20 protein-coding genes and 1 pseudogene are annotated in these 23,817 nt (G+C 71.7%); 9 read left to right on the top strand and 12 right to left on the bottom strand.

Annotated elements, in window-relative coordinates; all coding sequences use genetic code 11:
* Positions 1-34 precede the first annotated feature (34 nt).
* The 3 genes from FHR82_RS22680 to FHR82_RS22670 all read right to left on the bottom strand — a co-directional run bounded on the left by FHR82_RS22680 (position 35) and on the right by FHR82_RS22670 (position 3,737).
* Positions 35-2,278 carry an NACHT domain-containing protein gene (locus tag FHR82_RS22680; RefSeq protein ID WP_184812538.1) on the bottom strand — a complete coding sequence of 748 codons (2,244 nt, stop codon included), beginning with the start codon at positions 2,276-2,278 and terminating at the stop codon, positions 35-37.
* Positions 2,279-2,442: 164 nt separating this feature from the next.
* A complete protein-coding gene (locus FHR82_RS22675; RefSeq protein ID WP_225943895.1) occupies positions 2,443-2,898 on the bottom strand; it encodes an FHA domain-containing protein in 456 nt (151 codons plus the stop codon).
* Positions 2,899-2,954: 56 nt separating this feature from the next.
* A complete protein-coding gene (locus FHR82_RS22670; protein WP_184812537.1) occupies positions 2,955-3,737 on the bottom strand; it encodes an N-formylglutamate amidohydrolase in 783 nt (260 codons plus the stop codon).
* Positions 3,738-3,787: 50 nt separating this feature from the next.
* Between FHR82_RS22670 and FHR82_RS22665 the strand changes: the two genes are divergently transcribed.
* The 3 genes and pseudogenes from FHR82_RS22665 to FHR82_RS22655 all read left to right on the top strand — a co-directional run.
* Positions 3,788-6,775 (top strand): AfsR/SARP family transcriptional regulator, encoded by a 2,988-nt coding sequence (locus FHR82_RS22665; protein ID WP_184812536.1) that lies wholly within the window; start codon positions 3,788-3,790, stop codon positions 6,773-6,775.
* Positions 6,776-6,821: 46 nt separating this feature from the next.
* A complete protein-coding gene (locus tag FHR82_RS22660) occupies positions 6,822-7,034 on the top strand; it encodes a DUF4177 domain-containing protein (protein WP_184812535.1) in 213 nt (70 codons plus the stop codon).
* A gap of 57 nt (positions 7,035-7,091) precedes the next feature.
* Positions 7,092-7,208, top strand: a pseudogene (locus FHR82_RS22655) (RidA family protein); the annotation flags it as partial.
* Here the strand turns inward: FHR82_RS22655 and FHR82_RS22650 are convergent.
* Positions 7,201-7,953, bottom strand: a complete 753-nt coding sequence (locus FHR82_RS22650; protein WP_184812534.1) for a hypothetical protein — start codon at positions 7,951-7,953, stop codon at positions 7,201-7,203. The pseudogene FHR82_RS22655 and the gene FHR82_RS22650 sit on opposite strands and share 8 nt — an antisense overlap.
* A 90-nt stretch (positions 7,954-8,043) precedes the next feature.
* Here FHR82_RS22650 and FHR82_RS22645 point away from each other — a divergent pair, with 90 nt between their 5' ends.
* Positions 8,044-8,397 (top strand): hypothetical protein, encoded by a 354-nt coding sequence (locus FHR82_RS22645; RefSeq protein WP_184812533.1) that lies wholly within the window; start codon positions 8,044-8,046, stop codon positions 8,395-8,397.
* Here the strand turns inward: FHR82_RS22645 and dnaE are convergent.
* Positions 8,394-11,894 carry a DNA polymerase III subunit alpha gene (dnaE, locus tag FHR82_RS22640; protein WP_184812532.1) on the bottom strand — a complete coding sequence of 1,167 codons (3,501 nt, stop codon included), beginning with the start codon at positions 11,892-11,894 and terminating at the stop codon, positions 8,394-8,396. The two genes, FHR82_RS22645 and dnaE, sit on opposite strands and share 4 nt — an antisense overlap.
* A 117-nt stretch (positions 11,895-12,011) precedes the next feature.
* Between dnaE and FHR82_RS22635 the strand changes: the two genes are divergently transcribed.
* Positions 12,012-12,950, top strand: coding sequence for a LysR family transcriptional regulator (locus FHR82_RS22635; RefSeq protein WP_184812531.1), 939 nt, complete (start codon positions 12,012-12,014; stop codon positions 12,948-12,950).
* Here FHR82_RS22635 and FHR82_RS22630 read toward each other — a convergent pair.
* The 3 genes from FHR82_RS22630 to FHR82_RS22620 are packed head-to-tail and all read right to left on the bottom strand — an operon-like array spanning position 12,919 to position 15,085.
* On the bottom strand, positions 12,919-13,845 hold the full coding sequence (locus tag FHR82_RS22630) for a carbon-nitrogen hydrolase family protein (RefSeq protein WP_184812530.1): 927 nt from the start codon (positions 13,843-13,845) through the stop codon (positions 12,919-12,921). The genes FHR82_RS22635 and FHR82_RS22630 overlap by 32 nt on opposite strands.
* Complete coding sequence (locus FHR82_RS22625; protein WP_184812529.1) at positions 13,842-14,294, bottom strand: nucleoside deaminase; 453 nt, start codon at positions 14,292-14,294, stop codon at positions 13,842-13,844. Before FHR82_RS22625 ends, FHR82_RS22630 begins: the two co-directional genes overlap by 4 nt.
* Positions 14,252-15,085, bottom strand: coding sequence for an LLM class flavin-dependent oxidoreductase (locus FHR82_RS22620; protein ID WP_184812528.1), 834 nt, complete (start codon positions 15,083-15,085; stop codon positions 14,252-14,254). The genes FHR82_RS22625 and FHR82_RS22620 overlap by 43 nt, the downstream gene beginning before the upstream one ends.
* A gap of 93 nt (positions 15,086-15,178) precedes the next feature.
* Here FHR82_RS22620 and FHR82_RS22615 point away from each other — a divergent pair, with 93 nt between their 5' ends.
* Positions 15,179-15,634, top strand: coding sequence for an Lrp/AsnC family transcriptional regulator (locus FHR82_RS22615; RefSeq protein WP_184812527.1), 456 nt, complete (start codon positions 15,179-15,181; stop codon positions 15,632-15,634).
* 126 nt (positions 15,635-15,760) lie between these two features.
* Here FHR82_RS22615 and FHR82_RS22610 read toward each other — a convergent pair whose 3' ends face one another.
* A complete protein-coding gene (locus tag FHR82_RS22610) occupies positions 15,761-16,930 on the bottom strand; it encodes a sialidase family protein (RefSeq protein WP_184812526.1) in 1,170 nt (389 codons plus the stop codon).
* A 79-nt stretch (positions 16,931-17,009) separates the two neighbouring features.
* Positions 17,010-18,020 carry a methyltransferase gene (locus tag FHR82_RS22605; RefSeq protein ID WP_184812525.1) on the bottom strand — a complete coding sequence of 337 codons (1,011 nt, stop codon included), beginning with the start codon at positions 18,018-18,020 and terminating at the stop codon, positions 17,010-17,012.
* A gap of 147 nt (positions 18,021-18,167) precedes the next feature.
* Between FHR82_RS22605 and FHR82_RS22600 the strand changes: the two genes are divergently transcribed.
* Positions 18,168-19,067 carry a proteasome assembly chaperone family protein gene (locus FHR82_RS22600; RefSeq protein ID WP_184812524.1) on the top strand — a complete coding sequence of 300 codons (900 nt, stop codon included), beginning with the start codon at positions 18,168-18,170 and terminating at the stop codon, positions 19,065-19,067.
* Positions 19,068-19,116: 49 nt separating this feature from the next.
* On the opposite strand, the gene FHR82_RS22595 is transcribed toward FHR82_RS22600, so the two are convergent.
* Positions 19,117-19,986, bottom strand: coding sequence for an alpha/beta fold hydrolase (locus FHR82_RS22595; RefSeq protein WP_184812523.1), 870 nt, complete (start codon positions 19,984-19,986; stop codon positions 19,117-19,119).
* An 89-nt stretch (positions 19,987-20,075) separates the two neighbouring features.
* Here FHR82_RS22595 and FHR82_RS22590 point away from each other — a divergent pair, with 89 nt between their 5' ends.
* Entirely contained in the window at positions 20,076-20,555 is a 480-nt protein-coding gene (locus tag FHR82_RS22590) for a CGNR zinc finger domain-containing protein (protein WP_184812522.1), read from the top strand.
* 247 nt (positions 20,556-20,802) lie between these two features.
* Here the strand turns inward: FHR82_RS22590 and FHR82_RS22585 are convergent, their stop codons facing one another.
* Positions 20,803-22,896, bottom strand: a complete 2,094-nt coding sequence (locus FHR82_RS22585) for a HelD family protein (RefSeq protein ID WP_376706436.1) — start codon at positions 22,894-22,896, stop codon at positions 20,803-20,805.
* A 240-nt stretch (positions 22,897-23,136) separates the two neighbouring features.
* Here FHR82_RS22585 and FHR82_RS22580 point away from each other — a divergent pair, with 240 nt between their 5' ends.
* On the top strand, positions 23,137-23,577 hold the full coding sequence (locus tag FHR82_RS22580) for a ribonuclease FAU-1 family protein (protein ID WP_221464192.1): 441 nt from the start codon (positions 23,137-23,139) through the stop codon (positions 23,575-23,577).
* The last annotated feature ends 240 nt before the right edge of the window (positions 23,578-23,817 follow it).

The raw sequence follows: 23,817 nt of genomic DNA, 5'->3' as shown, positions 1-23,817 counted from the left end.
GTCATTATGCATGGCTATGCATGACCATGCAAAGTCAGGGTCGGTGGAAGCGCTTCTCCCGGTAGGTCTGCGTCAGGTGGTCCTGGAGGCGGGCGTGCCGGAACTGGTAGACCGCACCCGACCGGCGCAGCACCCCGCGCTGGTAGGCGTCCTCGAGGAACGCCGGGAGCGTCCACGGCAGCCGCCCGTTCAGCGGCAGCCAGACGCGCGCGAACACGAACCACGTGCCCCACGCCGTCAGGCTCGCGACGCAGAACCCGACCACGAGACCGAGCGCGACCCCGTAGGTCATGCCGTACGCCAGCCCCAGCCGCGGCCCGTGCACCACGGCGACCGTCACCGTGTACCCGAGGCACGTCACCAGCCCGAACACCAGCGCCTGGACTGCGACGTTGCGGCGGTTGCCGCTCAGGAGGTCCACCGGGCTGATCGCCGAGCTGATGTCCACGGGCGCCTCGAAGTACGCCAGCACACCCCACGACAGACCCCACAACAGGCCGAACGTCAGCCCGAACACGATCGTGGCCTCGACGGTGGTCCCGATCCGGCCGACGATCCAGAACGTCGCGCCGAGCACGTTCGCGATCCCGAGGCCCGCGCCGAGCCCGGTCCCCACGGCGACCCCGACGGCGAGCCTGCGCAGGAACGTCGCCCCGGAACGGCTCCTGCCGCGCAGCCGCATCCGCACCCGCGACGGCGCGAACACGGCACCACCCAGTGCGAGCACGGCACCGTGGGCGAGGCCGACGGTCAGCGCCACCGCGAGCCCTTCCATCGGTCCGGCGGCCAGCGCCGCGGCCAGCCCGGTGCCGAACCCGCCGTTCGCGGTGCCGACGCCGAACAGGTGGCTCAGGCCGATCACGCAGGTGGACGGGATCCCGGCGGCCAGCCCCAGCACCATCCCGCTCACCACCATCCGCAGCCAGCCGGGCGTCCGGTCGCCGAGCTGCCACCACGCGAGGTCGTGCGTGCCGAGCCGGTCGAGGTGGTGGGCGAGGAAACCGAGCCAGTGCTCGACGCGGTCCGTCTCGTGCGCGGCGCGGCCGGGCTGGTCCTTGTAGGCGGCCGGCACGACGGTGCCGAGCAGGTGGCGCTCGATCGCCTCCCTGGTGGCGTAGCGGCCGGTGTCGAGCAGCTCGGCCGGGTCGTGGTCGGGGGTGTCGCTGTAGACGGTCCTGGCGAGGCTGACCATCAGCGGCGTGGTCAGCACGGCGGCGAGGTCGCCGTCCGGGTGCTCGCGGACCTCGGTCAGCACCGGTTCCCACGCGGTGCCGTCCTGGCCACGCTTGCGGGTCGTGCGGGGCAGGTAGTCGGCGAGGTCGGCCGCCGTGAGGTCGCCGAGCACGACGGCGCCTGCCGAGGTCAGCACGTCGGTCGACTCGACGGCGGCGCGGTACTCGTCGATCCGGCTGGTCACGACGAGCGGCAGGGTGGTGGTGTTCAACGCGGCGAGCGCCGCGCGGTGCAGGCCGCCGCCGATCTCGTCGAAGCCGTCCAGCACCGGCAGGATCCGGCCGGTCTCCACGAGCGCCGCCGCGAGGGTCACGCCGTCCGGGCCGGGCGCGGCGAGCCCCGGGTGGTCGCGCAGGAGCTGGTCGATGAGCCAGTCCCGCAGCGCGGTGGTGGCGGGGTGCCACGAGCCGACGCCGAAGACCACCGGCACCGGGTCGCCGGGCGCCGCCACGTCGAGCATCCCCAGCACGAAGCGGATGGTGAGGATCGTCTTGCCGGACCCGGCGCGGCCGAGCACCACGAGCCTGCCCGACGGGAGCCTGCGGTAGACGGCGACGATGTCGTCCAGCTCGCCGCCGAGGGGCACGGGTTCGGCGGACTCCCCCGGCCCGGCCTGCCGGATGTTGAGCCAGGAGTCGGTCAGCTCGGCGGGCGCGGGCGTCCACCGGACCGGCAGCGGGACCGGGTCGTGGATCTGCCGCTGCTCCTCCTCGCGCCGCAGGCGCGCACGCAGCTCGTAGGCGAGCAGGCCCGCGGCCTCGGCGAGCGGGTCCGGTGGGCCGGGCGCCGCATCGGGCGGAGGCGGACCGGTGGTGGGAGGCGTGTGCCTGCCCGCGGCGGCGAGCAGCTCCATCCGTTCGGCCCGCGTGAGCCCGAGCGCGGCCGACAACGCGTCGACGGTGCCCATCCGCGGATCGCCGTGGTCGCCGGTCTCCAGGCGCCGGACGGTGCGCACGCCCAGCCCGGCCCGTTCGGCCAGCACCTCCTGCGTCTGCCCGGCACGGGTCCGGAACCGGCGCAACAGCGGGCCGAACTGGCTCGCCATCCACACCCCCTCGGGTCGATCGGCAAGATCCACCCTAGGGTCCTCGGTGGCCTACCGGTCCAGCAGGTCGAGGTCCTTCGGTGTGCGCGCGGCCGCTCGGACGAGCCCCCGGATCAGGTTGTCGTCGAGGCTGTTGCCGACGGGCTCACCGACCTCCTCGCGCGTCAGGTCGGGCGCTCCTCGGCGGGACAGGGCGCACCGCCGTCGGGACCTGCCACGAAGATCTCGAGGAGGTGCTCGCGGTCCTGCGTGCCCGGCACGTACAGCGGCGTGTAGCCCTCGGTGAGCGGGATCGCGTCCTCCTCCGCGAACAGCCACTGCGAGCGGGGCAGCCGGATCGGCCTGCGGCCCGTGTTGCGCAGCCACCAGCGACCGTCCTGGCAGGTGAGCTCGCCGTGCCTGCGGCTGACCTCCCGGTCGTCCTCGCCGAGGCAGATGTGCACCAGCGGGCGGTTGCGTCCGAAGTAGACGGTCCGGCCCTCGCCGGGGCCGACGGTGTAGCCGCCGCCGAGCGCGAGGGCGTGCACCGAGCCGGGCGTGGCACGCGCGACCCCGCGTGCCAGGCTGGCGTGGCCGCTGGACAGCAGCACACCACCCGGGTATCGCATCTCCGGTGTCACGACGACCTCCTCACCTCGGAGTCGCACCGTAGGGACACCGCCCGGGACCGGTCCCGTCAGAGGGTGTCGACGAGCCTGGTGAGCGCGGCGGCGACCGCGTCGATCCCGCTGTGCTGCGCGCCGCCGGGTTCCGCCATGTACACGTCCCGGCGGATCTCGATCATCAACGCGGTCACGTTCCCGGCTCGCCCGTAGTGCTCGAGAGGCACGTAGGCGCCTGCGAAAGGGGTGTTCACGGCCAGGTCCCCCACGGGGGAGAACGCCAGCGCCGCCCGCTCGTGCAGCAGGCCGGGGGTGTGGCACGGGTCCACGCCGAGGCAGACGGCCGGCCGGTCGCCGTCGGCGTGGAGCTCGTACGGCAGGGCGCGGCTGGGATAGGAGTGCACGTCGAGGACCACGGCCCGGCCGACCGCGGCGAGGCGCGCGTTCACCAGGTCGGTCATCGCCCGCGCGTACGGGTGGAAGTGCCGGGTCAGCAGGTCCTCGACGTGGTCCGGGTCGTCGGCACGCAGTGGCTCGCCGTGGGAGGTGCGCAGGTACACCGCGCCCATCCCCACCGCACGCATCTCCTCGCGGTCGTCGGGGAACCGTTCTGGGTCGACGACCAGGCGGGACAGCCGGTTGGCGAACAGCCACGGGGTCACGCGGGCGGCCGCGGCGGCGCGGGCGGCGATGAGCCCGGTGTGCGCGTCGGTCATGTGGTCCAGCTCCTCGGCCAACGCGGCGTCGTCGAGCAGGATCCGGTCCCTGGCGTGGGCGGTCAGCGCCCGGGAACCGTGCGGGACGTGCAGGACCACCGGGGACGCGGCGTCGCCGGGGCGGACGTCGAAGCTCGGCATGCGGATATCCTGTCTGGTCGGGGACCCGGGAGAGTGGGTTGGGGGGCGGGGTGCGGTTCGGAGTGCTGGGGCCGGTCGAGGTCTGGCAGGGCGGGCGGGCGCTGCCCGTCGGCAGTGCCCGCGAACGTTTCGTCCTCGCCTCGCTGTTGCTCAACGCGGGCCGGCTGACCCACGTCGACCAGCTCGTCGACGCGTTGTGGGCCGCGCCGCCGAGGTCGGCGCGATCGCAGCTGCACAACATGATCAGCAACCTGCGCAAGCGCCTGCGGACCGAGGGCGGGCTCATCGAGTTCAGGACGACCGGCTACCAGCTGAACCTCGGGCCGCACGAGTTCGACCTCCTCGAGTTCCGCAGGCTGGCGACGACCGGCAGGGCGGCCGCCGACCGGGGGGAGCACGACACGGCCGTGCGGTTGTTCACCGGCGCGATGGCCCTGTGGCGTGGCCCGGCACTCGCCGACATGGCCGACGAACTGCTCGGCGACGCCCGGCGGGCCCTGCACGCCGAACAGCTGGCCATCGCCGAGGCCGCCCTCGACGCCGACCTGGTGCTCGGGCGGTTCGACGACGTCCTGCGGTCCGTGGCCCCGCTGATCGACGAGCACCCGTACCGGGAAAGCCTGCACGAGAAGCGGATGCGTGCGCTGCTCGCGACCGGGCGCCGTGCGGACGCGCTGGAGCACTACCGGCGGACGTACCGGAGTTTCGCCGACGAGCTGGGTGTCGAACCCGGTGCGGCGCTGCGCGACCTGGAACAGCGGATCCTGCGGGGCGACCGGTTCACCGGCGCGACGCCGGCGAGTCCCGTCCCCCGCCAGCTGCCACCCTCTGGCGCGTTGACCGGACGCGACGACCTGCTGGGCGAACTGGTCACGACCGTCCGCTCCGGGGACGTGTCGCCCGCGGTGCTCGTGGGGCCGGGCGGAGTCGGCAAGACCGCGCTGGCCGTCGCCGCCGGGCACCGGCTCGCGGACGACTTCCCGGACGGCCAGCTGTACGCGAACCTGGCGGGCAGCCAGGGCGGCGGGGTCGAGCCGCACGCGGTCATCGGCCGGTTCCTCCGCGCCGCCGGGGTGCTCGACACGGCGTTGCCCGACGACCGCGAGGAGCGGGTCGCGCTGTACCGGTCCCATTTCGCGGCCCGGCGTGTGCTGCTGGTGCTCGACGACGCCGGGTCCGAGGACCAGGTCCGCCCGCTGCTGCTCGCCGCGGCCGGGTGCCGCACGGTGGTCACCTCCCGCCACCAGCTCGGTGCGCTGGTGACGTCGGCGCGGTGGCGCGTGCCGGTGCTCGCCGAGGACGACGCCGTGCGGTTGCTCGCCGCGACCGCGGGCCCGGCAAGGGTGGACGCCGAGCCGGGCACCGCGGGAGAGATCGCCCGCCTGTGCGGCGGGCTGCCGCTCGCGGTGTCCATCGCCGCCGCGCGTCTCGCCGCCCGTCCACATTGGACACTGGACGAGCTGCGCGAACGGCTGGACCACGAGCACGGGCGGCTGGACGAGCTGAGCATCGGCGATCTGGACGTGCGGGCGAGCATCGCGCTGAGCCACGCCGCGCTGACCCCGCCGTTGCGGCTGCTGTTCCGGCGGCTCGGTCTGCTCACCGCGCCGAGCTGGCCGGCGTGGGTGGTCGAACCGCTCACCGGTGCACCCGCGGCGCGGCTGCTCGAGCAGCTGGTCGACGCACACCTCGTCGAGCAGCTCGGCAAGGACGACGCAGGCCAGCACCGGTACCGGCTGCACGACCTGGTCGCCGCGTTCGCCGCGGAGCGGGCACGGGCCGAGGACACGGCGGCCGACCGGGACGGCGCACTCGAACGCGTGGTGCACGCGTGGGCGGCGCTCGCCGCGACGGCCGACGAACGGATCCCGCACGACTGGGCGCGGGCGCCGGAGCGGTCCCGCGTGGTGGCCCCGCCCGCCGCGGCCGCCCTGGCGCGGCACAGCCCGACGGCCTGGTTCGAGGCGGAACGGCACAGCCTGATCGCCGCCGTGGCGACGGCCGCGGCACTCGGGCACACGGAGCTGGTGGGCATGCTGGCCCTGCACACCTGCGGGTTCCTCGAACTGCGTTCCTACCGCGACGACGCGGACTACGTGCTGGCGACGGCGATCAGGCACGCCAGGGCCGCCGGCGACCGCGAGCTGCTGGTCCGCCTGCTCGGCGCGCTCTTCATCGCCTGCCTGCGCCGCGACCGGCACGCGCCGCTCGCAGCGCTCGCCGAGGAACAGCTCGCGCTGGCCCGTGCGCTCGGTGATCCCGAGGAGGAGGCGCTGGCACTGCTCAACGCGGGCCGCGCCGCGAACCGGCACAGCGACTTCGCCGCGGCGATCGAGTGGCTCGAACGCGCGGCGGCCTGCGCGAGTCGGCCCGGCGTGGCCGCGTCGCTGTCCCGGAGCGCGAAGTCCGCTCTCGCCGCGAACCTCGTGTACCTGGGCAGGCCGCACGAGGCGATGCCGCTCTTCCGTACCGCGCTGCGGCTCTCGGAGGAACAGCAGGACGTGATCGTGGCCGCGCTCAACCGGTACCACCTCGGCGGGTGCCTGACCCGCGCCGGCCTGCCGGAGGAGGCGGAGGCGGTACTGACCCCGGCACTGGAGGTCTCGCTCCGGTACGGCGAGGACACCCTGTGGGCGTATGTCCAGCAGGTGCTCGCCGACGTCGACATGCGGCGTGGCCGCCTGGGCAGCGCGGCGCAACGGCTCGAGCGGTCCCGGGAGACCCACCAGCGCATCGGTGAGGGCGACGGCTACGCCGAGGCGCTGCGGTCGACCGGCGACCTGGCTGCCCTGCGCGGTGACTGGGCCGCGGCGATCGAGTGGCTGACGTCGGCGGCGGAGATCTGGCGGCGCATCGGCTCGACGTTCGAGGTGGCGGCGACCCTGGCCCGTCTCGGCGCGGCCCACCTCGCCACCGGCGACGCGGGCCAGGCGGCCGCGTGCCGGGGCGAGGCGACCGAACTCCTCGGTGAGATGCGGCTCGGTGAGGCGAGCCTGTACCTCCCGCCGTGGTACGGGAGCGGCGGGATCTCGGCCTGAGCCGGTGACCGAGCGCGGGCCCCCGGCCTCGGTCACCATGGGAGCCATGACCGAACAGTTCGAGTACAAGGTCGTGGAGCTGCGCGAGAAGCTGCTCGGCGGCAAGATGTCCGGCGCCAAGCTCGAGGGCCTGCTCAACGAGCACGCCGCGCAGGGCTGGCAACTGAAGGCCATCACGACCGCGGAGGTCAAGGGCCGCATCGGTCCCGGTGGTGTGGACGGCATCCTGATCACCTTCGAACGGCGTGTCAGCCGGTAGCCCGTGCAACGCCCGGCAGTCAGCGCAGCGGGCGGTCCGTCCAGTCGGCTCGCTCGGCGTGCCGCCGACAAGCTCGGTGCCACGCCCGTGCCGCCCGGCACGTTGATCGGGGTCGCCGCGCTGGACGTGCCGGAGCACCTGGTCGAGGTCGAGGCCACGGCGGTCGTCAGCTGACCGAACCGAAGAAGTCGACCTCGCCGATCTCGAGCTTGGTGAGGCGGCCGTCGGCGTGGGCCAGCACCAGCGCCGGGCCCGCGGTGACGGCGACGCTGTTCTGGCCCGCGACCGCGCTGGTCACCGGCTGGTCGACCGTCAGAGTGCCGGTCACCAGGCCGGTCGCCACCGCGACCACCGACAGCTCGATGCCCGCGCCCTGGTGCTGGACCAGCACGTGTCCCGGCACCGCGGCGGAGACCAGGCTGACGCCCTGGAACATGGCGCCGCCCATCGAGCGCGACCGGCCGTCCTCGGTGACGTGGACCAGTTCCAGGCCCGGCAGGCCGAACGGCAGCTCACGCAGGACCACCTTCTCCCGGGTGCCGGGGAGCGCCACCTCCGTCGCGGTCGGCGTGGACGCGGGCGCGGCCGGCGGGCCGGGTAACCTCGTGTCCGAGCGCACCTCACCGGTGAGGGCATCCACCGACGCCATCCGCACCTGTTCGCCGTCCTGCGTCAGCAGCTGGAACAGGCCCCGGTTGCCGTCGCGCTCGTACGGCACCTGGAACGTGCCGTCGGCGTACGTGATGCCCGGCAGCACCGTGATCTCCGGGTCCGACATGGCCCCGTAGGAGATCGCGAAGGCCGCCACGGCGACGACCACGAACCGGAACACGAGCCGCATGAGCAGGCTGCGCTGGGGTGGCGGCTCGGCCTCGTGCACGGGTGGGCCCGGGGCGTACCGCGGTGGGTTCTGGTACATGCCGGAAAGCGTCGCGGGCCACCCCGTCTACCGATCCCGGAAACCGAACCTGGGACCGGTTGGCCTGCGCGCGCCCATACCGTGCCCGGCATGGACGAACCACACGACGAGGCCCTGTACGCCCGCGTCCGGCAACTGGAGGAGCGGCTCGACCGGCTGACCAAGTCCGGCGCCGGCCGGTTCGAGGCGGCGCTCGACACCGTGTACCAGGCCACGACCCACGGGTACGTGGCGGTGTACTTCGTCGGCGGGCGCACCGCGCGGATGCACCTGCTGGTGGGCACAGAAAGCCCGCCCACCACGAGCGTCGGCTACGCGAACTCCGGCTCGGAGATCAACTCCTACATGGGCACCGTGGTGCGGCCCGGCGAGTACTGGATGGCCGCCACCCACAAGCCCGGCATGAAGGCCGGGTTCGAGTGCGTCTTCACGCCGTTGTTCTAACCGACCGTGATCCCCGGGATCGTCTTCAGCTCACCCAGCAGCATCGGGGTCACCGCCACCGGGTAGCGGTCCAGCGCGAACGCCCGCTGCCCGACGTGGACGTGCACCGGCGTGTCCCCCTTGTGCGCCACCAGGGTCCGCTCCAGTTCCAGGACGACCGGCAGGTCCACCACGCCCGGCCGGGCGTGCAGCACGAGCGGGGCCTCGCCGGGCTGGGTCAGGTCCAGTGGCGCCAGGCCGCTCCCGAACACCGACATGCGTTCCTCCCGCCAGTTGACGCGGCCCTTCACCAGCACCGCGTTGTCCTCGACCAGGGCCGCGGCGAACAACCCGTACGACTTCGGGAAGAACAGCACCTCCAGCGCGGCGTCCATGTCCTCGACCGTGCAGATCGCCCACGGCTCGCCTTTCTTGTTCACCCGCCGCTCCAGCGCGGTGATCAGACCGGCGACCACCAGTTCGCCTTCCTTCGGCGGGTTGTCGAGGATCGCCGCGATGGGCCGGGGGGCGTGCCTGCGCAGCACCGGTTCCGCACCGTCCAGCGGGTGTGCCGACACGTACAGGCCCAGCATCTCGCGCTCGTATGACAACAACTGCTTGCGCGGCCACTCCTCCTCACCGAACCTCAGGTGCGCCAGCGGTGACGTGGTCGTGTCGGCGGCGGCGGGGCCGAACAGGTCGAACTGGCCCATCGCCGCGCGGCGTTTCAGCGGCACCACCGCGTCCACGGCGTCCTCGTGCACCTGGACCATCGACAGCCGCGTCTCGCCGAGCGAGTCGAAGGCACCCGCCTTGATCAGCGACTCCAGCACGCGTTTGTTGCAGGCCACCAGCTCCGACCGGTCGAGGAAGTCGGTGAACGACGCGTACTTCCCCTGCTCCGCGCGGACCTTGACGATCGACTCGACCACGTGCGCGCCGACGTTGCGGACCGCGCCCATGCCGAAGCGGATCACGTCGCCGACCGCGGCGAACCGCGGGCCCGACTCGTTGACGTCCGGTGGCAGCACCCGGATGCCGAGCCTGCGGCACTCCGACAGGTACACCGCCGACTTGTCCTTGTTGTCGCCCACCGAGGTCAGCAGTGCTGCCATGTACTCGGCCGGGAAGTTCGCCTTCAGGTACGCCGTCCAGTAGCCGACCAGCGCGTAGCCCGCCGCGTGGGACTTGTTGAACGCGTAGCCGGCGAACGGGAGGATGGTGTCCCACAGCGCCTGCACGGCGCCCGCGGAGAAACCGTTGGCACGCATGCCGTCGTGGAAACCCGCGAACTCCTCCTCCAGCACCGCTTTCTTCTTCTTGCCCATCGCGCGGCGCAGCACGTCCGCGCGGCCCATCGAGTAACCTGCCACCTTCTGCGCGATCTGCATGATCTGCTCCTGGTAGACGACCAGGCCGTGGGTCTCGGCGAGGATCTCGCGCAGCGGCTCCGCCAGTTCGGCGTGGATCGGCTCGACGGGCTGGCGGCCGTTCTTGCGGTCGGCGTAGTTGTTGTGCGTGTTCATCGCCATCGGCCCCGGCCGGTACAGCGCGTTCACGGCCACGATGTCCCCGAAGCCCGTGGGACGCATGCGCCGCAACAGGTCTCGCATGGCGCCGCCGTCGAGCTGGAACACGCCGAGGCTGTCGCCGCGTGCCAGCAGGTCGAACGTGTTCGCGTCGGCGAGGCCCAGCCCGTCGAGATCGATCTCGGTGCCGCGGTTGGCCTTGATGTTGTCGATGGCGTCGCCGATGACGGTCAGGTTCCGCAGTCCGAGGAAGTCCATCTTCAGCAGACCGATGGCCTCGCAGGACGGGTAGTCCCAGCCGGTGACGACCGACCCGTCGTCGCGCTGCCACAACGGGATCGCGTCCAGCAGCGGCTCGCTGGACATGATGACCGCGCAGGCGTGCACACCGGCGTTGCGGATCAGGCCCTCCAGCCCTCGGGCGGTGCCGAAGATCGTCGACACCTCGGCGTCGGACTCGATCAGCGCACGCACCTCGGCGGCCTCGCCGTGGCGTTCGTGCCCGGGGTCCACGATGCCGGACAGCGGGATGTCCTTCGCCGCGACCGGCGGCGGCAGCGCCTTCGCGATCCGGTCCGCGATGGCGTAGCCGGGTTGTCCGAAGTGGACACGGGCGGCGTCCTTGAGCGCGGCCTTGGTCTTGATGGTGCCGAACGTGATGACCTGCGCGATCCGGTCGGCGCCGTACCTGTCGGTGGCGTAGCGGATCATCTCGCCGCGGCGGCGGTCGTCGAAGTCCATGTCGATGTCGGGCATGGAGACCCGTTCCGGGTTCAGGAACCGCTCGAACAGCAGGCCGTGGTGCAGCGGGTCGAGGTTGGTGATGCCCAGCGCGTAGGCGACGAGCGACCCGGCCGCCGAGCCGCGGCCGGGGCCGACGCGGATGCCGGTGCGGCGCGCGTGCGCCATGAGGTCGGCGGTGATGAGGAAGTAGCCGGGGAATCCTTTCTGGACGATCACGTCCAGCTCGTAGGCCGCCCGCTCGCGGTAGGCGTCCGGGACACCACCTGGCAGGCGCCACGCCAGCCCGGCCGTCACCTCGTGGTGCAGCCAGCTGGCTTCGTCGTGGCCGTCGGGCACCGGGAAGACCGGCATCCGGTCGGAGTGGGTGTAGACCTCCGCGTAGGACTCGACGCGCTCGGCGACCAGCAGCGTCGTGTCGGCCGCGCCAGGCACCTCGGCGTCCCAGTACGCGCGCATCTCCTCGGCCGACTTGAGGTAGTAGCCGTCACCGTCGAAGGAGAACCGGTTCGGGTCCGACAGCGTCTTGCCCGACTGCACGCACAGCAGCGCGGCGTGCGCCTCGGCCTGGTCCTTCGTGACGTAGTGCGAGTCGTTGGTGGCCAACGGTTCCATGCCGAGCTTCGACCCGACCGCCAGCAGGCCCTCGCGCACCGACCGCTCGATCGGCAGTCCGTGGTCCATCAGCTCCAGGAAGAAGTTCTCCGCACCGAAGATGTCCCGGTAGTCCGCCGCGGCCTGGACGGCCTCGGAGAACTGGCCCAGCCGCAACCGGGTCTGCACCTCCCCCGACGGGCACCCGGTCGTGGCGATGACGCCATCGGCGTGCTCCGCGATCAGCTCACGGTCCATCCGCGGCTTGCGGTAGTAGCCCTCCATGCTCGCCAGCGACGACAGCCGGAACAGGTTGCGCAGCCCGGTCGCGTTGCGCGCCAGCATCGTCAGGTGCGTGTACGCGCCGCCACCGGAGATGTCGTCGCCGCGCTGCCGCGCCTCACCCCAGAACACCGGCCGCTTCACGAACCGCGACTCCGGCGCGACGTAGGCCTCGATGCCGATCACCGGCGTGATCCCGGCCTTCACCGCCTCCTGGTAGAACTGGTCGGCGCCGTACATGTTGCCGTGGTCGGTCATCCCGACCGCGGGCATGCCGAGCCGGGCCGCCTCCGCGAACAGCGGCGCGATCTTCGCCGCACCGTCGAGCATCGAGTACTCGGTGTGCACGTGCAGGTGGACGAAGGACCGCATCCCGCCACTCCTGTCGGTTGTACTGTCGGCCGGGCGACCCGCATTGCACTCGACAGCACAACGGGTCGTCCAACAACCGACACACCACGTCGACCACCACCAGTTGTGGGAGGAGCCATGGATCTCGATCTCGGGACCGTGCGGGCCTTTGTCGCGGTGGCCGACGACCGGCACTTCGGCGCGGCCGCGGACCGGCTCGGCCTGTCACAGCAGGCGGTCTCGAAGCGGATCGCCAAGCTGGAGTCGGGGCTGGGCGTGACGCTGCTGCACCGCGACCGCACGGGCACGGCGCTCACCGACGACGGTGTGGCGTTCCTCCCCCACGCCCGCGCCCTGATCGCGATGGCGGAAGCGGCCGTCGCGTCACTGGGCGGGCGGGACCGGCCGCTGCGGGTGGACGTGCTCGGCACCCGCCTGGCGCCGACCGAGCTGATCCGGCGGTTCCACGACGCGCACCGCGACGTGGAGATCGACATCGTGACCTCGCGCGGGCTGCGGACCGGCCTGTCCGCGCTCGCGAACGGCACGGTCGACGCCGCGTTCGCGCGCGTGACGGGTGTGCTCGACCCGCGGTTCGCGCACATCCCGGCCTACGCGGAGCCGCACCGCTTCCTCGCGAGCCGCAAACACCGGCTCGCCGGCCGCCGCCGTGTCCGGCTCGCCGACCTGGCGGGCTCGGTCGCGTGGATGCCCGGCAACGAACCGGGCAGCGAGTGGACCGACCTGTACACCGAGATGCGCCGCGAGTTCGGCCTGCGCATCAGTGTCGACGGCCCGGACTTCGGGCTGGACCACCTGATCGACGCGCTCGCGGCGGCACCGGACCGCTACATGTTCACCGGCGAGGCGATGCGGGTGCCGTGGCACCCCGGGGTCGTGCAGATCCCGGTCGTCGACCCGACGCCGGTCTACCCGTGGTCGATGGTGTGGCTGCGGCGCAACCGCCACCCCGCGCTGCCACGACTCATCGACCACGTCACCGCCGGGTACGAACCGTTCGACCCCGCCCGGCAGTGGCTCCCCGTCACTGATATCCGCGACGGGGGCTTTGGGTAGTCGCCAGCCAGAACAGGTCGGGGCGCGCGTAGTGACCGGACACGTCGAGGTCCAGGTACGCGCCGTCCAGCACGTCCATGTCGATGTCGGTCACCAGCACGTCCTTGCGGTCGAACACCGGCCCGGTGAGCAGCGCGCCGTACGGGTCGACCACGCAGCTGCCGCCGCGGATCACGACCGCGTCGGCCGTGTCCTCGGAAGCATCGCCGGAGGGCAGCGGGAAGTCCGCCGGGTAGTCGCCACGGACCGCGTACTGCGTTGCCGACAGCGCGAAGCAGCGGCCCTCGACGGCGATGTGGCGCATGGTCGACGCCCACGTGTCGCGGCTGTCGACCGTCGGCGCGACGTAGAGCTGGACGCCCTGCCGGTACAGCTCGCTCCGGTAGAGCGGCATGTAGTTCTCCCAGCAGATCGCCATGCCGATCCGGCCGAGGTCGGTGTGGATCACGGCGATGTCCGACGCGTCGCCCTGTCCCCAGATCAGGCGCTCGGCGCCGGTGGGCACGAGCTTGCGGTGGTGGCCGAGCACGGTGCCGTCGGGCGCGAACAGCAGCGAGGCGCAGTACAGCGTGTTCCCGGCGCGCTCGATGACCCCGACCACGACGTGCGCCTTGTGCGTGCCGACCACCGACCGCAGCCGGTCGAAGTCCGGCCCCGGGATGTCGATCGCCGACCGGCGGTAGCGGGCGAACAGCGCCCGCCCCTCGTCGCTGCGCGCGCCGACCGTGGCCCCGAACGTCGCGCCCTTCGGGTACCCGCCGACGAACGCCTCCGGGAACACGATCAGCTCGGCACCCGCCGACGTGGCCTCGCCCAGCAGCTGCTCGAACCGGTGGAGCGTCTCGGGGGTGTCGAACAGGCTGGGCGCGGCCTGCACCACCGCGACCTTCGTCATGGGCGGTACCCCTCGATGGGCGCCTTCGCCTCCTCGAACAGGTGCGGGCCGTCGCCGGGCACCGCGGGGAACCCGCCGAACGCCGTCAGCTCGCTGTACTGCGCGGCCGACAGCGCGAACACCACCTGCCCGATCCCCGACCGGGCCAGCGCGCCGGCGCACATGCCGCAGGGTTCGCAGCTGGTGTACATGGTGGTCTTCGCGGCGGTGGCCGCGTCCAGGTTGGCGGCCGCCCAGCGGGCCACCTTCAGCTCCGGGTGGGCCGAGATGTCGTTGTCCGTGCGCGTGGTGTTCCGCTCCTCCACCAGCACGCCGTCCGGCCCGGCCAGCAACGACCCGAACGGCGGGTTGCCGCTCTCCAGCGCCTCCGCCGCCAGCGCGATCGCCCGCCGCAGGTGTTCGGTGTTCAACTGATGATCTCCTTTCGCACCGTGGCAAGCATGGCCCATGCGTCTTCCGGGTGTCGCGTTTCCTCGGGATCTCCCGCGAACGGGTCGAGCACGATGGCCTGCACCCCGTCCGCGCGCAGCAGTTCCAGGTCGGCGCGGACCTGGTCGAGGGTGCCCTCACCGAGCCGCCGGCCGGCGGCGATGGGCTCGTCGGTCAGCCGCACCAGGATGCGCGGCGCCAGGGCGGGCACCGGGCGGTCCTCCTCGGCGGCGATCTTCTTCAGCCGGGCCAGGGTGTCGCGCCAGTCGTCGGGGGTCTGGCGCAGCGGATGCCATGCGTCGCCGAGCCGGACCACGCGGCGCAGCGCGCCGTCGCTGTGCCCGCCGATCCAGACCGGGATGTCACCGGCGCGGTAGTCCTCGTCCCGCCACGCCTCGCGGACGGTCGTGATCAGCTCGTCGGTGAGCGCGCCGCGGCGGTGGAACGGGACGCCGAGCGCCTCGAACTCCTGCCGGGCCCAGCCGATGCCCACGCCGAGCACGAACCGGCCGCCGCTCAGGTCGTTGAGGTTCGCGGCCATCCTGGCCACGAGCAGCGGGTGCCGGTAGGGCGCGATGAGCACGGTCGTGCCGAGCGTGACCCGCTCGGTGACCCCGGCGAGCCAGGACAGCGTCGTGAACGGGTCGTAGAAGGGAGCCGGGTACTGGGCGGCCACGTCGGGCGTGATCGCCACGTGGTCGGACACCATGAGCAGGTCGAACCCGAGTCCTTCGACTGTCCGCGCCCAGTCGCGCAGCACGGCAGGCCGGGTGCCGGGGCCGAAGTTGGGAACATTCACACCGATCTTCACGGGCCCAAGACTATGTCGGCGGTCGGCGGAGTTGAAGGGACCGTCCACGGCGTTCGGGGCCGTTCGCCGTGGATTCCCCGGTAGATTGGCGGGATGACCGAGAGTCTGGACACGACCGACTGGGCCATCCTCGCCGAGCTGCAGCAGGACGGCCGGGTGGCGCTCACGGAGCTGGGCCGCCGGGTCAACCTGAGCGCGTCGGCCACGACCGAGCGGGTCAAGCGCCTCGAGAACATCGGCGTCATCACCGGCTACCGCGCGACCGTCGACCTGGAGAAGGCCGGGTTCGGCGTCCTCGCACTGGTGCGCCTCAAGTACCCCGGCAACCAGCACCAGCCACTGCACAAGCTGCTCGCCGACCGCACCGAGATCCTCGAGTGCCTGCGCACCACGGGCGAGGACTGCTACACGCTCAAGATCGCCGCCACCTCGATGCAGCACCTCGAACAGCTCTCGTACGAACTGACCGCGCTCGGCACCACCACGACCAACATCGTCTACACGCAGACCCTCCCCTTCCGCGGGGTCGGCGCGCCACCGCCGGTGTGACCCGGGGTGGAGGTGGTCGGTCGGTTCCGAGGTGGACGGATCCTCGGCCGCGCCCGTACCGGCCGGGCCGCTTCGACCGTCCACACGCGACACCGGCACCCGCCCGCCGCCCCGGCGAGCAGTGACCTACGCGGGCGGGATCGGTCCCGTCGCGTAGAAGGCGTGGCAGACACCGTCCACGACGTCGGTCGCGATCTGGAGGACGCTGCTGCCGTCCGGTGACGCGAGCAGCGCCGGGCTGAAGTTCATGCACCCGTGGTTGTCCGGCGACGGCACCTCGACCGGCGCGGGGATCTCCCGCCACGGCCCCGCACCGTCGTTCTCGTTGACCAGCAACGTCTTCCCGTTGCCCTCGGCCTTGCTGCCGTCGGCGTTCACCAGCATCTCGGCGACGAGGATGATCGCGCCGGTCGAGCTGACGGTGATGGTCGGCGTGTGCCGCACCCACTTGCCGTCCTCGGTGCGCACGCTGGTGCCGAGGTCGAGGGGGTCGCCGTAGTCCCAGCCGTCCGCGGAGGTGCGGAAGTAGATGCTGCACATGGGTTCGTCGAGGTTGCACACCTCGTAGACGAGGAAGTACCTGCCGTCGGCCAGCTTCCGCACTCCCGCCATGCCGGGGCGGACGAAGAAGTCCGCGTTCTTCACCGTTTCCGTGTAGTCGGTCCAGGTGATGCCGTCGGCGGACCGCATGCGCACGAGCTTCTGGTCGTGGTCGGGCTTGTCCGACTCGTCGGAGAAGTGCGCGACGAGCTGCCCGTCGGCGGCCACCGACAAGTCCGGCTCCCACCCGTTGTACTGGTTGGGCGAGGTGTAGATGTCGGACCGGAAGGTCCACGTGCGGCCGAGGTCGCGGCTGAACCACAGGCGCTGCTTGGTGTGCCGGTCCGCCTCGGGCACCTTGTACCCGAACGTGCCCGCCCACAGCAGGGTGCCCTCGGGCAGGTCACCGACCGGGGACGGCAGCTCGAACAGGGTGCCGCAGCACATGCCGCGCCCGTTCGCGCCGTCCGGGTCGGCGATGTTGCCGACCTGCTGGAACGTGGTGCCCCCGTCGGTGCTCTCCATGATGACGCCCAGTGCGCTGCCGTCGGTCGTGCCGACCGAGGCCAGCACCCGGCCGTTGGCCGCGCCGTTGTGCTCGAGCCGGATGACCCGCGGATAGCTGGCGCCGTCGTCGTAGAGCAGCTGCCGCTCCCCGGCGGGCGTCAGCGGCGGTTGTCCCACCGCACTCGTCGTCCCGCCGAGCAACGCCAGGACCACCAGCCCGGCGAGCAACACCGCGCGCCTGTACCGCATCAGACCACACCCCGACCGCAGATCTGTTAGGCAGTAACCAACTATGCTGCACCGGCCGTGAAACTACCAGCCCCTCGGCTCAGTTCGCGGCCTCCGCCTCGATGAGGGAGTACGCGGACGGCGTCGGGAGCATACGCGTGACCCGCAGCCCGGCCTGGTCGAAGAGGCGCTCGTACTCGGCGCGGGTCCGCTCCAACCCGGGGAGGAGCAACATGATGAACAGGTCGAGGACCTTGCCGTAGTGCGGTTCGTTACCCTCCGGGAGCACCAGCTCGGCGATCAGCAGCTTCGCGCCGGGGTTCATCGCGCGGCGGCAGTTGGTCAGGATGCGCACGCACTCGTCGTCGGTCCAGTCGTGCAGCACGTTCTTGACCAGGTATAAGTCCGCGGCTGGCACGGCCTCGAAGAAGTCGCCCGCGACGGCCTCCCAGCGGTCGTCCGCGCCGAGCCGGCCGAGCACGTGCCCCGCCAGCACCGTCTCGCGGTCGAACAGCACGCCGTGCAGCCCGGGCCGGGCGCGCAGAACCGCCAGCAGCAGCCCGCCGAACCCGCCGCCGAGGTCCACCAGCACCCCCGACGCCGGGAAGTCGTAGCTCGCGACGATGCGCTCGACCTCACCGGCGGAGAAGTTCGCCATGCCCTCGTTGAACATCGCGCCCACGTCCGGGTGCGCGACGAGGTAGGAGAAGAACGGCTTCCCGTAGCGGCGGTCGAACGCGAGCTCGCCGTGCCGGACCGCCTCGGTGAGGTCACCGGTGGACTGCCAGTAGACCTCCGAGGTCACCGCGAGCACGCCCGCGCGGATCGTGCCCGGCGCGTCCGCACGCAGCACGTCGGCGCGCGGCGTCAGGTGGAACCGGCCGTCGTCGTCCTCGCGGAAGATGCCCCGCGTGGCCAGCAGCCTGAGCACGCGCCGCAGGAACGGGCCGTGCGAGCCGGTCAGTTCCGCCAGTTCTCCCGCGGCACGCGGGCCGTCGACCAGGTGGTCGGCGACCCCGAGCACGGTGGCCGCCCGCAGTGCCGCGGCATGGATGTACGCCATGGCCTCGTCGAGAACGTATTGTGTCGGGTCTTCGACTGGTTTCGTCATGGCCCTTTCATGGCACCGGCGACGGCGCGTGCCTACCCGCCGGGCAGCGAAACCACTCGAAGAGCCCAACCCTCGGGAATGCCTGACGGCGCCCGCGCGTTGGCAGAGGGAAGGACTAGGGCACGTGATCATTGCGGGAGGCATGAGGTGGCGCTGGACCCGGAGGAGCTGTACGAGGTCGACTCCGACGTCCCGGACCTGACCGGAGCGGTGCTGCTGCACCACTTCGACGGCTTCATGGATGCCGGTTCGGCCGGTTCGACGCTGGTCGAGCACCTGCTGGCGGCGCATGAGCACCGTGTGGTCGCCCGGTTCGACGTCGACGACCTGATCGACTACCGGGCGCGACGCCCGATGATGACCTACGCCACGGACCGGTGGGAGGAGTACGACGCCCCCGAGCTGGTGGTGCACCTGCTGCACGACACGATCGGCACGCCGTTCCTGCTGCTGACCGGCCCCGAGCCGGACCGGCGGTGGGAGGCGGTCGCGGCCGCGGTCCGCTCACTGGTCGAGCGGTGGGGTGTCCGGCTCACGGTCGGCTTCCACGGCATCCCGATGGGTGTTCCCCACACCCGCAAGCTCTCGGTGATCTCCCACGCCACCCGGCCCGAGCTGGTGACGGAGAAGTCGCCGTTCAACCGCGTGCAGGTGCCGGGCAACCTGTCGGCGCTGCTGGAGTTCCGCCTCGGCGAGGGCCGCCATGACGCCATGGGCCTGGTCGCCTACGTCCCCCACTACCTCGCCCAGGGCACCTACCCGGCCGCCTCGGTCTCGCTCCTCGACGCGCTGACCAAGGCGACCGGCCTGGCCATCCAGGCCGAGGGCCTGCAGGAGGCGGCGAACCGCACCGACGCCGAGATCACCCGCCAGGTGGCCGAGTCCGCCGAGGTCGCGCAGGTGGTCGAGGCGCTGGAGCGGCAGTACGACGCGTTCACGAGCACCTCGGAGAACCTGCTGGTCGCCGACGGAGAACCCGTGCCGAGCGGGGACGAGCTGGGTGCCGAGCTGGAACGGTTCCTCGCCGAGCAGCAACGGGACCGCTGAGCACGGGCGCCGGTGGCACAGGGCCGCGTGACGACCTCCGGGACGAGCATCACGCCGCCACCTTGCGGTCCAGGAAGTCGCCGATGAGGGCGGCGGCCTCGTCGACCGCGCTCTCCAGCAGGAAGTGTCCACCGTCGAGCAGGTGGATCTCCGCGTCGTGCGCGTCGGTGGCGAACGCCTTCGCGCCCTCGGGCCCGAAGATCTCGTCGCCCTTGCCCCACACCGCGAGCACCGGGACGGCACTGTCACGCAGGTACCGGTGCAGTCGCGGGTACAGCGGCGGGTTGGTGGCGTAGTCGCGGAACAGCGCCAGCTGGATCTCGTCGTTGCCCGGCCGGGACAGCAGCGCGTGGTCGTGGTGCCAGGCCTCCGGGTTGACCAGCGTCTCGTCCGGCACGCCGGTCACGTACTGCCAGCGGGTGGCCTCGAGGGTCAGCGCGCCGCGCATGGCGGCTTCGGTCTCCGGGTTCTCGTCGCGGTGGTAGGCCCAGACCGGGCGCCAGAAGTCCTCGACGAAGCCCTCGTCGTAGCCGTTGCCGTTCTGGGTGACGATCGCGGTCACGGCCTCGGGGTGGCGCAGTGCGAGCCGCCAGCCGATGGGGGCGCCGTAGTCCTGGACGTAGACGGCGTACCGGGTGACGCCGAGCCCGGCGAGCAGCTCCTCGGTCAGGTCGGTCAGCGCGTCGAACGTGTAGTCGAACTCGGCCACGCCCGGCGCGTCGGACAGCCCGAACCCGAGGTGGTCCGGTGCGATCACGTGGTAGCGGTCGGCGAGCAGCGGGATCAGGTCCCGGAACATGTACGAGCTGGTCGGAAACCCGTGTAGCAGCAGGAAAACCGGCGCGTCGGCCGGACCAGCCTCGCGGTAGAAGAGCCGGTGCCCTCGGACGGTGGCGTGGCGGTGGTGAATGACGGCCATGATCTCTAACTCCTTTGCGTTGTTTTACTGGTTAGACCGTCGCACGCCGTGCTATAACCTGTCAAGAAGAATTTGGAGGTTAGAAGCTGATGGTCGACGAGACGTTCCTGCTCGACCTGCTCAACAGCACCCCCGTCGTCGACGGCACCCAGCAGGACGTGCTGGACGCGGACTGGCTGCGCGCGCACGACGGCACCGGCTCGCCCGGCGAGTGGCAGGCGGCCCGTGAAGCGCGGGATGCCCTGCAGGCACTCGTCCGCGGAGAGACCGGACCCGAGGCGCTGGCCCCGCTGCTCGACGGTGTGGTCCGCCACCCGTCGGTCACCGCCGACGGTGTCGAATGGACGGTCGAGGCACCGGACGCACGACGGCCCGCCGTGCGGGCGGTGCTGGCCTGGGACGTGGTCCACCGCACCAGCCCCGGGCGGCTGCGCCCGTGCGCGAACCCCGAGTGCGCGTTGTTCCTGGTCGACCACAGCAAACCGAACAAGGCGCGGTGGTGCTCGATGGCGGTGTGCGGCAACAGGATGAAGGCCCGCCGCCACTACGAGCGCACCCGCGACAACTGAGGAGCAGCCATGGCCACTCTGCTGTCGGTCAACGTGGGCCTGCCCAAGGACGTCACCTGGCAGGGCCGGACCGTCCACACCGGAATCTGGAGCGCGCGGTCGAGGGCCCGCGCATGGCCCGGCGCCTCAACATCGACGGCGACGGCCAGTGCGACCGCGGCGGGCACGGCGGCGAACAGCAGTCGTTCCGCGAGAGCTGCTCGAACCGCCGCCGGTCGCGGACACCGGCCGGCCCGGTTTCCGCCAGTCAAGACTCCCGGACGCGCGACAGCTCCGCTGGGGGTGGGCCGGGATGCACGATCCCCAGTCGCCGGGTGGCCCTGGTCATGGCGACGTACAGGTCGTTGTGGCCAAGGGGTGCGGTGAGAATGGCGGCCGGATCGACGATCACCACGGAATCGAACTCCAGTCCTTTGGCCTCACCGGGCACGAGCACCACGACGGGGTCGGTGGCATCGAGTGGCGTGGCGAGGGACAAGGCCGCCCTGAGCCGGGCGAGGTGCGGCGGCGGGGTGATGATCGCCAACTGGCCGTCGCTGTGCGCCGCAACGATCTCGGCGATGACGTGGGGCAGGTCGGCGAGGGTGGTGCGACGGCGCCAGGGTGGTTCGCCGCCCGCGCGGACGGAACGGGGCAGCCGCAGGCCAGGGTGGTGCGCGATGAACAGGTCGGTGGTGACGGCCATGATCTCCGCCGGGGTGCGGTAGTTGATGGTGAGCTGGGCCAGCCGCCAGTGATCGTCCACATGCGGTCGCAGCATCCGGTCCCAGGACGAGGCGCCCGCCGGATCGCTGGTCTGGGCGAGGTCGCCGACGATGGTCATCGATCTGGTGGGGCATCGACGCAGCACCATCCGCCAGGCCATCGCGGACAGTTCCTGCGCCTCGTCGACGACCACGTGCCCGTACGTCGCCCCGTCCCTGGCCGCATCGACGGGGTCGCCGATCACCGCGGCGGCCTCGTCCAGCAGCGGGATGTCCGCGGCGCTCCAGCCGGTGGCTGCTGGGGTGGCGAACAGGCCGGCCACCACCTGCCGCGCGGTCAGCCGCGGCCACAACTCGTCCAGCGCGTGGCACACCTCGGTGTCGGCCAGCAACGCGTTCCGCAGCCGGGCTCTGTCGGTCTCGTCGAGCATGCGTCTCGGACCGTCGACATCGTCGTCCTGACCGGGGTGGATCACCACACCCGCGGCGGCCAAGGCGCGTAGATCGGCCGCGCCGAGCCTGCCGTCGGCGCTGCCACCGTCGATGGCCTCGCCGGTCTCGGTGAACGCCACACTCTCCAGGCGATCGGTCAGGCGCTGCGCGAGCAGGTCGACCATCCGCTGCTGGAACACGAGTCTGGCCTGGTTGTGCGGTAGTCCCGCGCGTGCGGCGGTGTCCGCGGCGCGGAGGCAGTCCCGCGGGTCCAGCCGGATCGTCTGCTGCTCGAACACCACCTCGACCGGCTCGCCGGCTGTGCGCACCGCCGACCGCACCGCCTCCGCGATCCGGCCTGCCATGTCGGCCCGGCCCTTGACCTCGGCGGTCTCGGGCGAGTCCGTGCGGCTGACCACCATGCCCGGACACAGGTCGGCGATGGTCGCCGTCACCACGGCGTGCTCGCCCAGGCCGGGCAGGACCTGCCCGATGTAGTCCAGGAAAACCTGGGTGGGGCCGACGATCAGCACACCCCGGGTGCGCAGGTACGGGCGGGTGTAGAGCAGGTAAGCCAGCCTGTGCAGCGCGACCGCCGTCTTGCCCGTTCCCGGGCCGCCCTGCACCACCAGCACCCCGGGATACGCGTCGCGGACGATGCGGTCCTGCTCGGCCTGCAGGGTGGTCACGATGTCGCGCATCCGCCCGGTGCGATCCGCGGTCAGCGCCGCGACCAACGCACCCTCCCCGACCAGACGGTCCCCGCCGGTGACAGCGGTGTCCGGGTCGAGCAGTTCGTCGTCCAGCGCGAGGACCACCCGGCCACGCGTCGTGATGCGTCGCCGCCGCCGCACCCCGTGCGGGGCGGCCATGGTCGCGGTGTAGAACGGCTCGGCCACCGGTGCCCGCCAGTCGACGAGCAACGGCTCGTCGTCCTCGTCCGGGAACAGACCCAACCGTCCGATGTAGACCCGGCGCCCGTCCCGCATGTCCAGCCGCCCGAAGCACAACCTGTCCTCCACGGATTCCAGGCGGACCAGTTCCGCCTGCCAGAACGCCGTCGCGTCCCGGTCCGTGCCGGCAGCCCGCGCCGTGGCCAGCCGGGTCGCCGCCTGGTCGCGCATCGCGTCCAGCCGGGCGTACAGGCCCGTCAGATACCCCTGTTCGATGCTGAACTCACTGTCGATCCCACTCCTGCTTGGCACCCTTGAGCTCCCGAGATCCGGTGATCAGTGACACCGAGGGTGCATGGCGACCTCACGAAGAAACAGTCTTGTTCTTTCCTCGGACGTCAGCCGCCCTGTCGGGTACGAATGGTTCGTGAAACAGGTTGACGTCTGGCGAGGCGCTCATGGCGATCCGACGCCGTCGTTCGGGCCGCTGCCAGGCATCCGCCTCGGTGACACGCTCGCCTACGAGTTCCGGCTGCCGGACAGCTTCGTGCCATGGCCCGGAGGCACGCTGCTGGAACGCGTGTTCGTGTTGCTCGACCTCGGTGTGAGCATGTCCATTCCCGCCTGGCGGTCCACCCTCGGAACCGACCGCACCAAGGCCGGACCGACCACTGGTACGTGGACCTCGTGCACGTCTCGACCACGCAGGACTCGATCACCGTCCGGGACCTCTACGCCGATGTCCTCGTCCCCACCGACGGACGCCACCAGCGATTGCTCGATCTCGACGAGTTCGCCGACGCGATCGAAGCGGGGCAACTCGACGTCGCCACCGCCGTCGACGGACTGCGCCGCTGGCAACGCTTCCTCGACCGGCACCTGCACGCCGCCCGCGACCCCAGCGAGACGTGGACCGACTTCCCACCCCAGCGGCTGCGGGACCTGGCCGCGCTCCCCAGCCCGCTGGGCCCGGTCGTCACCGCACCAGGCTGACCATCAGGCCACTGACCCTGCCCTGCACCATACGTTGGCCTGGGTGGGTTCGTGGTTTGTCCCTGCCGGACGGGCTTTGCCTCCGGCGGCTCCTCGCCGGAGGGGCAGGTCTCCGGCGCCCTGCGCACCCTCATGACATCCCCCTTGTGCCGTGAAAGACATCCCAGGAGCTTGGGTGTCAAGCGGCAGTCTTGCTGGTTTTCTGGGTGTGGTGTGCCCAGGCGGTGGTTTCGTCGTAGA

The organism is Actinophytocola algeriensis (genome assembly GCF_014203735.1).
GTDB lineage: Bacteria > Actinomycetota > Actinomycetes > Mycobacteriales > Pseudonocardiaceae > Actinophytocola > Actinophytocola algeriensis.
Note: the sequence above shows the minus strand (reverse complement) of the source record. Positions and strands in the feature narration are given on the sequence as shown.